The sequence below is a fragment of the Kitasatospora mediocidica KCTC 9733 genome (assembly GCF_000744225.1).
GTDB classification, from domain to species: domain Bacteria; phylum Actinomycetota; class Actinomycetes; order Streptomycetales; family Streptomycetaceae; genus Kitasatospora; species Kitasatospora mediocidica.
Window position 1 is genome coordinate 431,561 of record NZ_JQLN01000003.1, and the last position, 12,137, is coordinate 443,697.

Here is a 12,137-nt window from a genome sequence, read left to right on the forward strand (position 1 = left end):
GCCGCGAGGAGCGTCCCTCCGGTGGCGACCGTGGCGGGTTCCGTCGCGAGGAGCGCCCCAGCAGCGGTGGCGGCGGTTTCCGTCGTGACGAGCGTCCCTCCGGTGGCGACCGTGGCGGGTTCCGCCGTGACGACCGTCCGTCGGGTGGCGACCGTGGCGGCTACCGTCGCGACGACCGTTCCTCCGAGGGTGACCGCGGTGGGTACGACGACCGGCGTGGGAACTTCGAGCCGGTTCGCCGGCTGCCGATCCCCGAGGACGTCACCGGCATGGAGATCGACGGTGATGTGCGTCAGGAGCTGAAGAGCCTCCCGAAGACGCTGGCCGACGACGTCGCCCGCAACCTCGTGATGGTGGCCCGCCTGCTCGACACCGAGCCGGAGGAGGCCTACCAGTTCTCCCGGGTCGCGCTCCGCCTGGCCTCCCGCGTGCCGTCCGTCCGTGAGGCGGCCGGGTTCGCGTCGTACATGACGCAGCGCTACGCCGAGGCGCTGACCGAGTTCCGCGCCGCCCGCCGGATGACCGGCCGCGCCGACCTGTGGCCCGTGATGGCCGACTGCGAGCGCGGCCTCGGCCGCCCGGAGCGGGCGCTGGCGATGGCCGGCGAGCCCGAGGTCAAGCAGCTGGACAAGGCCGGCCAGGTCGAGATGCGTCTGGTGTCGTCGGGCGCCCGTGGCGACATGGGTCAGTTCGAGGCCGCCGTCGTGACGCTGGAGAGCCCGGAGCTGGCCTCCAACTCCGTCCAGCCGTGGACGGCCCGGCTACGCTACGCGTACGCCGAGGCGTTGATCGCGGCCGACCGTGCCGACGAGGCGCGCGACTGGTTCGCGAAGGCCGCCGAGGCCGACCCGGAGGGCACCACGAACGCTTCCGAGCGGCTCGCGGAGATCGACGGCCTGGAGTTCGTGGACGCGCTCGACCCCGAGCTGGACGTCGATGACGAGGTCGGCGCTGTCGTGGCCGATGACGTCGAGGACGACGAGGACCGCGGCGAGTTCCGCGAGGACGACCGCGAGGACGACCGTGAGGACGACCGTGACCGTGGCGACGTCCGCGACCGTGGTGACGTCCGGGATGACCGGGACGACCGCGAGGACAACCGGGTGATCTTCGAGGAGGACGAGGACGTCGAGGAGTACTACGACGACGACGACCTCGAGATCGACGAGGCCGAGACCGGTGCGGCGGAGCGCGAGCTGCGCGACCGCGAGAACCGTGACCGGGGCAACGACCGCGGCTGATCCAGCCCGCCGGTCATGACCTGACCCGATGAAGTGCCGAAGAGGCCCTGCCCGTCCCGGGCAGGGCCTCTTCGCGTTCGGTCCGGCCCGCTCAGCCCAGTTCGAGGCTGCGCAGCACCAGTCCGCTGGCCGGCTTGGGCCCGAACGAGGTGGACTTGCGGGGCATCGTGACCCCCTGCTCGGCCAGCCTGCGGACCACCCCCTCGTCGACCGGGTGGAGCAGCACGGCCGTCCCGCCGGTGCGCGCGGCCTCCCGCTCGGCGGCCGCGGCGGCGTGCAGGTAGCCGATGTCGTCGGGGCCGTCCGGCACCCGCCAGACGTGTTCCAGCAGGGTGGAGTGCAGCACGGTGGCGTCCAGGCGTCGCCACTCCTCGGGCCGGTCCTTGGGCACGGTGGCGTCGAGCATCGCGTCGTCGGGGCCGGTCAGCAGGTGGTAGACCGAGTCGCCGGCGGTCAGCAGGAAGGCGTTGCCGCCGTCCGCCTTGGCCTCGGTCAGCGCCGCCAGCGCCTGTTCCAGCGGGCCGCTCAGCTCGCGGAGCGTCCAGCCGCCGTCCTCCAGCGCGGCCAGCGCCTGTTCCAGCGGGAGCCGGTAGAGCACCCGGTGGATCGCCCGCACCCGCAGCGGGTAGCGCGCGGTGTCCACCAGCAGCACCATGCCCCGGTCCCAGGGGCTGAACGGCAGGTGCCGGTGCTCGCGCTGCAGCCGCAGGTACATCTCCCAGCGGTGGTGGCCGTCGGCGATCAGCGCCCGGCAGGTGGCCAGGTCGCGGGTCACCTCGGCCAGTTCGGCCGGGTCGGTGACGGCCCACAGGCGGTGGTGGGTGCCGTCACTGGTGGTCGTGGTGAGCAGCGGTTCGCGCTGCACCGTGCGCTCGATCACCCCGGACGCGCCGCCGCTGCCGCGGTAGGTGAGCAGCAGCGGTTCCAGGTTGGCCCGGGTGGTGCGCATCAGCCCGACCCGGTCGGCGACCGGGCGCGGCATCACGTCCTCGTGCGGCAGCACCACGCCGCCCTCGCGGCCGCTGACGGCGAGTGCACCGATCAGGCCGCGCTGCAGCAGCTCGCCGCTGGGGCCGTCGTCGCGGGCACGCTGCTCGTAGACGTACAGCGCCGGCTGCGGGTCGGGGGCGAGGACGCCCTCGCGCTGCCACTTCTTGAACAGCCGGGCGGCGTGCCGGTAGCGGGTGTCACGGTCGGAACGCCCCCCGGTGTCCTCGGGCTCGGGACGCGGCAGGATCAACCGGACCACGTTGTGCGGGTCGGCGGTCTCCAGACCGAGTCTTCGATGAGGGTCCACCACGTCATAGGGCGGTGACGTGACGGCAGCCAGCGTACCGACCCGTTCGGGGACGTACCGCAGGCCGCGGAAGGGTGACAGGGAGAGCCCTGCGGCGGCGACGCGCCCGGGATCGCCGGGGCCGCCGGGCGAAGTCTTGGCTCCGCTTTCTGCACTGGGTGCACTCATTCTGGGCATGGTAATCGGGAAGTGGTAGTTCCGAGATCTTGTTGCACGATGCCGTAGTCGGAAGGGTGTCGGTAGGGACGTCGCAGTCTGAGCGGGAGCGAGGCGAGGCATGAGCGAGGGGCAGGGACAGGGGCCGGCGGCGGGTGGCGCGGAGCAGCGTGGGCCGGTCACGGGCGGCGCCGCCGGGGAGCCGCAGGGCGATGTGTACGACTGGTTCCGGCGCGGACAGCAGTTGCTGGCCGCCGGGCACCCGGCTGCGGCGGAACAGCTGTTGGCGCGGGCGGTGGCGGCCGAGCCGGAGTCGAAGAGCATCCGGGAGGCGTTGGCCCGCGCCCAGTACGACGCGGGCTCCTATGCGGGAGCGCTGGAGAACTTCCGGGCGGTGGTGCAGGCCGATCCGTCGGACGACTACGCTCGGTTCGGCTGGGGGGTTTCCGCCGCGCGGCTGGGCGACTTCGAGGCCTCGGCCAAGCATCTGGCGCTGGCCGTGGCCATGCGGCCGGAGGCCGACCACTACCGGGCGGCGCTGCGGCAGACCAGGGCGACGCTGGCGGCCCGGGCCGGTGCGTACGGTCCGTTGCAGCCCGGTGCGCCGGGCTACCTGCCGGCGCAGGCCGAGTCCGCCGCCGACGCCGGGCCGTTGCCCGACCCGGGGACGTTGCCCGGTGCCGGTCCGCTGCCCGGTGCCGCCGACCGGCCGCCGGCCGCTCCCGACGACGAGTTGAACGACGAGGAAGATCAGGCATGACGGACACGCAGGCCCCCGCCCGGAGCGACCGCCCGCTGATGGCGGCGTATGACACGGCGCTGCTCGATCTGGACGGCGTGGTCTACGCCGGTGCGGATGCGATCGAGCACGCCGTCGACTCGCTGGCGACAGCCCGCGCGGAGGGCATGCGGCTCGCGTACGTGACCAATAACGCCTCCCGCCCGCCCCGGGTGGTCGCCGAGCACCTCACCGAGCTGGGGATCCCGGCCGAGTCGGAGGACGTGATCAACTCGGCGCAGGCGGCCGCCCGGCTGATCGCCGAGAAGGTGCCGGCCGGCGCGAAGGTGCTGGTCGTCGGCGGTGCCGGGCTGGTCGAGGCGCTGGCCGAGCACGGGCTCGTGGCGGTCCGCTCGCTGGCGGACGGGCCGGCCGCCGTGGTCCAGGGCTTCGACCAGTCGGTGGGCTGGGCGGAGCTGGCGGAGGCCTCCTACGCGGTGGCCTCGGGGCTCCCCTGGGTGGCCTCCAACACCGACCTGTCGATCCCGACGGCGCGCGGCGTCGCACCTGGCAACGGCACGCTGGTGGCCGCCGTCCGGGCCGCGACCGGTGCCGAGCCGGAGGTGGCGGGGAAGCCGCTGCCGCCGATGCACCGCGAGACGGTGCTGCGGACCGGCGCCAAGCGTCCGCTGGTGGTCGGCGACCGCCTGGACACCGATATCGAGGGCGCCTACAACGGCGGGGTGGACAGCCTGCTGGTCTTCACCGGCGTCGCCACGCCCGCCGAGTTGCTGGCCGCCCCGGCCAAGCACCGGCCCAGCTATCTGGCCGCCGACCTGCGCGGGCTGCTGGAGGCCCACCCGGCGGTCGAACGGCTGTCGGACGGGGCGTTCGGCTGCCGTGGGCAGCGCGCGGAGGTCGTGGACGGCGAGCTACGGCTGACCGGCCCGGACGGCGAGGGCGACCGCTACGACGGGTTGCGGGCGCTGTGCGCGGCCGCGTGGACGGCGCTGGACCGTGACGGTCGGCCGGTGGACGGGCGCAAGGCGCTGGCCGAGCTGGGCTTCTGAGCCCGGACGGCAGGGGCGCCCGGACGGGCAGCGCGTCAGAGCAGCGTGCGCAGCCGGAGCAGGTCGCGGAAGCCCGCCTCCAGCTTGACCCGTCCGGTGGCCCAGGCGGAGGCGAAGTTCAGGCGTCCGCCGACCAGGGCCACCAGGTCGTCGCTGGTCATCGTGAGCCGGATCTCGGCCCGCTCGGCGGGGGCGCCGGGCGCCTCGGCGAGGCCCTGGATCCGGCCCCCGCTCAGGACGCCCGTGAAGGTCAGGTCGAGGTCCGTGATCCGGCAGCTGAGCGTGCGGTCCAGGGCGGCGGCCTGCTGGACGTTGCCGTTGGCGCGGGCAAGGTTGCGGCTGAGCTGCTCCAGCGCCGTGCGGCACTCGTCGGTGTCGGCCATCGTCTCGGTACTCCCTGTCCCTGCGGTCTGCTGCCCGCCACGCTACCGGGCCCCGGGCGGCCTTGGCCCGTCCGCCCGTTGGTGCAGCGCAGGGGTCGGGGGAGGGGGTAGCGTCGTCCGCAGGCACCCGGTGTGTCCGGGGCGTCGCACGGTTGGACGGTCGCGACCGGAGGGTCGTGACCGTTCACGACGGCCATGACGGCACGGAGGAGGCACCCCGATGCGGGACACGCTGCGGGAGTACGTGGAGGTCGCGGCCGGGCTGGCGGAGCAGGCCGGCAAGCGCGTCGTGGGGACTGCGGCCGAGTTGCTGGAGCGGGCGGGGATCGATCTGGAGGCCGCCGAGCGGACGGTCACGGCGCAGCTTCCGCCCTCGGTGCAGTCGTGGCAGACGCTAGTCGGCGAACTCGCGACGGCGGGCCGCACCGGCGTCGACCTCGCGGTGGGCTTGGCCCGCGCCGAGGCGGAGAAGGCCTTCGAACGGGCGGGCCGGCTCGGCGACCAGGTGGTGAAGGTCGGCGTGGTGCTGTCCTACCTGGAGGAGAAGCTGCGCGACCTGGCGGGTGAGGAGCAGGCCGCGCCGCCGGCCGCCGCCCGGCGCAAGCCGCCGGCGGCGCGTGCGGAGGGCCTGTTCGGCGAGGACTGGCGGCCGGAGGAGGAGTCGGCCGAGGACCGCGAGCCCGAGCCGGAGCGTGAGACGGACCGGGAGGCGGCGGTCCCTCCACCCGGGCCGGCGCGGCGGGCGACCGCGAGGAAGGCCGTACCCCGACCGCCGGTGAAGAAGGCCCCGGCCCCGGCTGCGAAGGTCGCCGCACCGAAGAAGCGGCCGGCCGCGACGAAGAAGGCCGCCGCCGAGCCCAAGCCCGCACCCGAGCCCAAGCCCGCACCCGCGCCCAAGCCCGCGCCCGCGCCCGCGCCCGTGCCCAAGCCCGCGCCCGCCAAGCGCGCCACCCCCGCCAAGGCGGCCAAGTCGGCCAAGGCAGCCAAGCCCGCCCCCGCCAAGAAGGCTCCTGCGGTCCGCAAGGAGAAGGATGTCTGACCTCCCGTCCCCCGCCGGGCAGCTCGCACCCGAGCCGCTGGGGGTCCCCGTGCACGCCACCGGTCACCCGCCCGTCGACGACGCCCTCGCGCGGCTGGCCGCTCTGGACGGGGTGCCGACCACCGAGCACGCCGCCGTGTACGAAGATGTCCATCGGAGGCTGACCGACGCGCTCAGCGCGCTCGACCGGCCCGAGGACGAGCCGTAGCCACCGGAGCACGGCAGAGCGCAGAGCACAGCACGACCTAGGAGCTGAACCCCCCGTGGCAGTGGCACGACGCCGACTCGACGCAGAGCTGGTCCGCCGCAATCTGGCGCGTTCCCGCGAGCACGCCAGCGAACTGATCGCGGCCGGCCGGGTGAGCGTCGGCGGCGCCACCGCGACCAAGCCCGCGACCCAGGTGGAGACCGCGGCCGCCGTCGTCGTCGCCAAGGACGAGAACGACCCCGACTACGTCTCGCGCGGCGGCCACAAGCTGGCCGGCGCGTTCGCGGCCTTCGCCCCGCAGGGCCTGCGGCTGGAGGGCCGCCGGGCGCTCGACGCGGGCGCCTCCACCGGCGGCTTCACCGACGTGCTGCTGCGCTGCGGAGCCGCACACGTGCTGGCGGTGGACGTCGGCTACGGGCAGCTCGCCTGGTCGCTGCAGAGCGACGAGCGGGTCACCGTGATGGACCGCACCAACGTCCGTGAACTCACCCTGGAGCAGATCGGCGGGAAGCCGGTCGACCTGGTGGTCGGCGACCTCTCCTTCATCTCGCTCGGTCTGGTGCTGCCCGCGCTGGCGGGCTGCGCGGGCCCGGACGCCGATCTGGTGCTGATGGTCAAGCCGCAGTTCGAGATCGGCAAGGAGCGTCTGGGCAGCGGCGGGGTGGTCCGCAGCCCGCAGCTGCGGGCCGAGATGGTCTGTCAGGTGGCGGCCCGGGCCTGGGAGTTGGGGCTCGGAGTTCGTGCCGTAACGGCCAGCCCGCTGCCCGGTCCTTCGGGTAATGTCGAGTACTTCCTGTGGCTTCGGCGCGACGCTCCGCAGCTCGATCCGGCCGAGGCGGACCGGGCGGTCGCCGAGGGCCCCAGCTAGGCTGCCTGCCGGTGCGTCGAACACCGGCCACGCCGAGCGGTGGCCGCCACCGGGCCAAGGGCGACCCGGCAGACGTAGGGAGAGGGCATTGAGCGAGGGACGTACGGTCTTCCTGATCGCGCACACCGGTCGGGAGGCCGCGCTGCGCAGCGTCGAGCAGCTGGTCCAGGGCCTGCTGAAGGCCGGGATCAGGATCAGACTGCTGGCCGCCGAGGCCGTGGACCTCGACCTGCCCGAGGGCGTCGAGACCGTCCAGGCCGGGCACGGCGCGGCGGACGGCTGTGAACTGATCCTGGTGGCGGGCGGTGACGGCACGCTGCTGCGCGGGGCCGAGCTGTCCCGGGACACCGGGCTGCCGATGCTCGGCATCAACCTGGGCCGGGTCGGCTTCCTGGCCGAGGCCGAGCGGGACGACCTCGCCGTGGTCGTGGAGCGGGTGGTGGACGGCGCGTACGAGGTCGAGGAGCGGATGACGCTCGACGTCCTGGTGCGCACCAACGGCGACGTGGTGCACGAGGACTGGGCGCTCAACGAGGCGTCGGTCGAGAAGGCCGCCCGTGAGCGGATGCTGGAGGTGGTGACCGAGGTGGACGGCCGTCCGGTCTCCAACTTCGGCTGCGACGGCGTGGTGCTCTCCACGCCCACCGGCTCGACGGCGTACGCGTTCTCCGGCGGCGGGCCGGTGGTCTGGCCCGAGGTCGAGGCTCTGCTGATGGTGCCGATCAGCGCGCACGCGCTCTTCGCCCGCCCGCTGGTGACCTCACCGGATTCGGTGCTGGCCGTCGAGGTGCAGCCCAAGACCCCGCACGGCGTGCTCTGGTGCGACGGGCGGCGCTCCTTCGAGCTGCCGGCCGGGGCCCGGGTGGAGGTCCGCCGGGGCAAGGTGCCGGTGCGCCTGGCGCGGCTGCACCGGGCGCCGTTCACCGACCGGCTGGTGGCCAAGTTCGCGCTCCCGGTGACGGGCTGGCGCGGGCGGGCGGGCAACTGCTGAGACCGGTGGGTCAGATCGCCAGCGGGTGAGCCCCGCCGGCGGACGGCCAGCGTCCGCTGCGGGCGACGGCGGCGGCGGTGGCGAGGCGTTCCACCGCCTCGCCGGCCGCCGCGGCCGGCACCGTCAGCGGGATCCGGATGAACGCCTCGAAGGCGCCGTCCACCCCGAACCGCGACCCGGCCGCGATCCGCACCCCGGCGCGGTCGCCGGCCTCGGCCAGCGCGGTGCCGGACAGGCCGTCGGTGTCCACCCACAGGGTCAGCCCGCCGACCGGGTCGGCGAAGCGCCAGCGCGGCAGCCGCTCGCGCAGCGCCGCCGACACGGCGGCCGCGCTCGCCCGCAGCCGGGCCAGCTGGACGGCCCGGACCTCCTCCAGCCGCTCGCCGACCAGCGAGGCGACGATCAGCTGGTCGAGCACCGGGGTTCCGACGTCGCTGAACACCCGCTCGGTGGCCAGCCTGCGCACCAGGGCCGGCGTCGCCCGGAGCCAGCCGACCCGCAGCCCGCCCCAGAACAGCTTGCTCGCCGACCCGACCGTCACCACCTGGGCGGCCCGGTCCAGCCCCGCCATCGGCCGGGGCGCTTCGGCGGTGCCCCAGCCGAGTTCGGCCATCGTCTCGTCGACCAGCACCACCGTGCCCGCGTTGCGGGCGCTCGCCAGCAGCTCGCGGCGCTGCTCCTCGGCGATCAGCGCGCCGGTCGGGTTGTGGAAGTCGGGGATGACGTACGCGACGCGCGGCGCGGCCTCCTGGAGCACCCGGCGCCACTGCGGCAGGTCCCAGCAGGGCAGCCGCTCGGGGCCGCCGGGCCGGGCGTGCGGGACCGGGACCAGCCGGGCCCCGGCCAGTTGCAGGGAGCGCAGGGTGTGCCCGTAGCTGGGCGCCTCGACCGCGACCCGGTCGCCGCGTCCCACCAGCGCCCGGTGCAGCAGGTGCAGCGCCCCCATCGCGCCGGTGGTGACCAGGATCTGGTCCGGTGTGGTGGGCAGTCCGCGCTCGGTGAAGCGGCGGGCCAGTGCCTCCCGCAGGACCGGCACGCCGGTCGGGTAGTGCCCGTGCCCGGTGGCGTACGCGGGCAGCTGTTCGACTGCCCGGGCGGCGGCCTCGCCGAGGAACGGCTGGAGGGCCGGCAGCGAGGCGACGCCCAGGTCCAGCAGGCGGCCCTGCTCGTGCGGCGGGACGGGCTGCAGGGCGTCCCCGGGCGGGCTGCTGCCCTCGGGCAGCGCCGTCCAGCTGCCCGAGCCGCGCCGGCTGTGCAGGTAGCCCTGGGAGCGCAGGGTGTCGTAGGCGGCGGCGACGGTGGTGCGGCTGAGCGCGAGGGTGACCGCCAGTTCGCGTTCGGCGGGCAGCCGGCTGCCGACCGGGAGCCGGCCGTCGGCGACCAGCACCCGGATCTGCCCGGCCAGCTCGCGGTAGGCCGGGCGGTGGCCGACGGGCTCGGGCAGTCGTGCGGTGCGCAGCAGTCGGGCGAGGGCGGGCGGGGCGACGGTGCTGTGCCAGTCGGCCATGGCGATCAGTCCACCTGACGTTGATTGGACCTGGAGGTGGCTCTTTTGGACTGCCCATGATGGCAGAGCGGCCACCCCCTGGTCCGCCCGGTCCAAGGAGTCCTTCATGGCGACGCTCGTCCCTGCCCGCACCCGACCCGGACGGGCGCTCGGCCGCCGGGTCCCGCAGCTGCTGGTGGGCCTGGCGCTGTACGGCGTCGGGCTGGGCCTGATGGTGCGCGCCGCGCTCGGCCTCAGCCCGTGGGGAGTCCTGCACCAGGGCCTGGCCCGGCACTTCGGGCTGAGCATCGGCGCCTGGACGACCCTCACGGGCGCCGCCGTCCTGCTGCTCTGGCTGCCGCTGCGCGAGCGGCCGGGGGTCGGCACGGTGGCCAACGTGCTGGTCCTGGGCCTGGCCACGGACCTCACGCTCGACGTCGTCCCGGTCCAGCACGCTCTGGCGCTGCGGCTCCCGCTGCTCGCGGCCGGGATCGTGGTCAACGGTCTGGCCACCGGTCTGTACATCGGAGCCCGGCTCGGCCCGGGTCCGCGCGACGGCCTGATGACCGGTTTGCAGCGGAGAACCGGCTGGTCGGTGCGGGTGGTCAGGACCGGGCTCGAACTCACCGCGCTGGCCGGCGGCGTCCTGCTGGGCGGCGGCGCCGGGGTCGGCACGGTGCTCTACGCGCTGGCGATCGGCCCCCTTGCACAGCTCTCGTTGCGCTGGTGCACGGTTGTTTCGCCGCAGGCCCGGAACTGATGAACTTGGCCCCGCCGGGCCGCCACTCGTCGCGCGGTGGGGGTGGGGTCTCGTATGGTCGTCTCCGTGTTGGACGAGATGCGGATACGGGATCTTGGCGTCATCGACGACGCGGTGGTGGAGCTGGCACCCGGCTTCACCGTCGTGACCGGCGAGACGGGCGCGGGCAAGACCATGGTGGTGACCAGCCTCGGTCTGCTGCTCGGGGGCCGGGCCGACCCGGCGCTGGTTCGCGGGGGAGCGGACCGGGCGGTGGTCGAGGGGCGGCTCACGCTGCCCGCGGGCTCCCCGGCGGCGGTCCGCGCGCTGGAGGCCGGCGCCGAGCTGGACGACGGCGAGTTGCTGATCAGCCGGACGGTCTCCGCCGAGGGGCGCTCACGGGCGCACGTCGGCGGCCGGTCGGTGCCGGTCAGCCTGCTCGCCGAGCTCGGCGAGGAGCTGATCGCCGTGCACGGTCAGACCGACCAGCAGCGGCTGCTGCGGCCCTCGCGGCAGCGTGCCGCACTGGACCGCTACGCGGGGGAGACAGTGAGCGGGCCGCTGGCCCGCTACCGGGCCGTGCACCGGCGCCTGCGCGAGGTCTCGACCACCCTGGAGGAGCTGACCACCCGGGCCCGTGAGCGCGCCCAGGAGGCCGATCTGCTGCGCTTCGGCCTGGACGAGATCGCCGCCGCCGAGCCGGTCGCGGGCGAGGAGATCGAGCTGGCGGCCGAGGCCGAGCGGCTCGGCCACGCCGACGCGCTCTCCTCCGCCGCCGCGCTGGCGCACGGCGCGCTGGCCGGCGACCAGCTCGACCCGGACTCGCTGGACGCCGGCACGCTGCTCGGCCAGGCGCGGCGCGCGCTGGACGGTGTCCGCGGCCATGACGAGCGCCTCGCGGCGCTGGCGGACCGGCTCACCGAGGTGGGCTACCTGCTCGCCGACGTCGCCGGTGACCTCGCGCTCTACGCCGACGACCTGGACGCCGACCCGGTCCGGCTCGCCGCTGTCGAGGAGCGCCGCGCGGTGCTGGCCCAACTGCTGCGCAAATACGGCTCGCTGGAGGGCGGAACCGCCGAGGTGATCGGCTGGGCCGAGGCCTCCGCCGGCCGGCTCACCGAACTCGACGGCGACGACGAGCGGATCGACCAGCTCGGCGCCGAGGAGACGGCGCTGCGCGCCGAGTTGGCGCTGCTCGCGGCCGAGGTCTCGGCCGCCCGGCACGCCGCCGCCGGCCGCTTCGCCGCGGCCGTCTCGGCCGAACTCACCGAGCTGGCGATGCCGCACGCCCGGGTGACCTTCGAGATCACCCGTCTCGACGACCCGGCCGGCCTGGACCTGGACGGCCGCACGGTGGCCTACGGCTCGCACGGCGTCGACGAGGTGGAGGTGCTGCTCGCCCCGCACCCCGGCGCGGCGCCGCGCCCGATCGCCAAGGGCGCCTCGGGCGGTGAACTCTCCCGGGTGATGCTCGCGGTCGAGGTGGTCTTCGCGGGTGCCGACCCGGTGCCCACCTACCTGTTCGACGAGGTGGACGCCGGAGTCGGCGGCAAGGCGGCGGTCGAGATCGGCCGCCGGCTGGCGAAACTGGCGCAGAGCGCCCAGGTCGTGGTGGTCACCCACCTGCCGCAGGTGGCGGCCTTCGCCGACCGGCACCTGGTGGTGGAGAAGACCAACGACGGCACGGTCACCCGCAGCGGCGTCAAGACCCTCAACGACGAGCAGCGGGTCCGCGAACTGTCCCGGATGCTGGCCGGTCTGGAGGACTCCGAGCTGGGCCGCGCCCACGCCGAGGAACTCCTCGCCGCCGCCCGGGCGCCCCGGGAGTCATAGGGGTTGTCCTGGTGGTCCCCGTTGTGCCGACTGTCCAAGAGGCCCGGGGACCTGGCATCGTGGCGGGCGGACCCTGGATTCCGGTCCCGAGCGTCGACGGCGGGCGAT

General features: G+C 74.9%; 11 protein-coding genes and 1 pseudogene. 9 read left to right on the top strand and 3 right to left on the bottom strand.

The window, feature by feature from the left end; genetic code table 11:
• Positions 1-242: 242 nt before the first annotated feature.
• Positions 243-1,034, top strand: a pseudogene (locus BS80_RS07335) (hypothetical protein); the annotation flags it as partial.
• Positions 1,035-1,332: 298 nt separating this feature from the next.
• Here BS80_RS07335 and BS80_RS07340 read toward each other — a convergent pair.
• Positions 1,333-2,706 carry a DUF1015 family protein gene (locus BS80_RS07340; protein ID WP_083974348.1) on the bottom strand — a complete coding sequence of 458 codons (1,374 nt, stop codon included), beginning with the start codon at positions 2,704-2,706 and terminating at the stop codon, positions 1,333-1,335.
• Positions 2,707-2,815: 109 nt separating this feature from the next.
• Here BS80_RS07340 and BS80_RS07345 point away from each other — a divergent pair, with 109 nt between their 5' ends.
• Both BS80_RS07345 and BS80_RS07350 read left to right on the top strand, forming a co-directional pair.
• Complete coding sequence (locus BS80_RS07345; protein WP_083974349.1) at positions 2,816-3,454, top strand: tetratricopeptide repeat protein; 639 nt, start codon at positions 2,816-2,818, stop codon at positions 3,452-3,454.
• Positions 3,451-4,482: an HAD-IIA family hydrolase gene (locus BS80_RS07350; protein ID WP_035794431.1), complete on the top strand. Its 1,032-nt coding sequence runs from the start codon at positions 3,451-3,453 to the stop codon at positions 4,480-4,482. Before BS80_RS07345 ends, BS80_RS07350 begins: the two co-directional genes overlap by 4 nt.
• A 35-nt stretch (positions 4,483-4,517) precedes the next feature.
• On the opposite strand, the gene BS80_RS07355 is transcribed toward BS80_RS07350, so the two are convergent.
• Positions 4,518-4,865, bottom strand: a complete 348-nt coding sequence (locus tag BS80_RS07355) for an SCP2 sterol-binding domain-containing protein (RefSeq protein WP_035794434.1) — start codon at positions 4,863-4,865, stop codon at positions 4,518-4,520.
• Positions 4,866-5,085: 220 nt separating this feature from the next.
• Between BS80_RS07355 and BS80_RS42500 the strand changes: the two genes are divergently transcribed.
• From BS80_RS42500 to BS80_RS07375, 4 genes are all read left to right on the top strand, one after another.
• On the top strand, positions 5,086-5,904 hold the full coding sequence (locus tag BS80_RS42500) for a hypothetical protein (RefSeq protein WP_051966261.1): 819 nt from the start codon (positions 5,086-5,088) through the stop codon (positions 5,902-5,904).
• Positions 5,897-6,112 (top strand): hypothetical protein, encoded by a 216-nt coding sequence (locus BS80_RS40410; RefSeq protein ID WP_035794436.1) that lies wholly within the window; start codon positions 5,897-5,899, stop codon positions 6,110-6,112. Before BS80_RS42500 ends, BS80_RS40410 begins: the two co-directional genes overlap by 8 nt.
• A 61-nt stretch (positions 6,113-6,173) precedes the next feature.
• Positions 6,174-6,980 carry a TlyA family RNA methyltransferase gene (locus BS80_RS07370; protein ID WP_035794441.1) on the top strand — a complete coding sequence of 269 codons (807 nt, stop codon included), beginning with the start codon at positions 6,174-6,176 and terminating at the stop codon, positions 6,978-6,980.
• Between the two features lie 88 nt (positions 6,981-7,068).
• Positions 7,069-7,971 carry an NAD kinase gene (locus BS80_RS07375; protein ID WP_035794442.1) on the top strand — a complete coding sequence of 301 codons (903 nt, stop codon included), beginning with the start codon at positions 7,069-7,071 and terminating at the stop codon, positions 7,969-7,971.
• Positions 7,972-7,981: 10 nt separating this feature from the next.
• Here the strand turns inward: BS80_RS07375 and yczR are convergent, their stop codons facing one another.
• The gene (gene yczR / locus BS80_RS07380) at positions 7,982-9,478 is read right to left on the bottom strand and encodes a MocR-like transcription factor YczR (protein ID WP_035794444.1); all 1,497 of its coding nucleotides are present in this window, start codon (positions 9,476-9,478) and stop codon (positions 7,982-7,984) included.
• 106 nt (positions 9,479-9,584) lie between these two features.
• Between yczR and yczE the strand changes: the two genes are divergently transcribed.
• A complete protein-coding gene (yczE, locus tag BS80_RS07385; protein WP_035794447.1) occupies positions 9,585-10,217 on the top strand; it encodes a membrane protein YczE in 633 nt (210 codons plus the stop codon).
• Positions 10,218-10,271: 54 nt separating this feature from the next.
• Entirely contained in the window at positions 10,272-12,029 is a 1,758-nt protein-coding gene (recN, locus tag BS80_RS07390; protein ID WP_035794449.1) for a DNA repair protein RecN, read from the top strand.
• Positions 12,030-12,137: the final 108 nt, after the last annotated feature.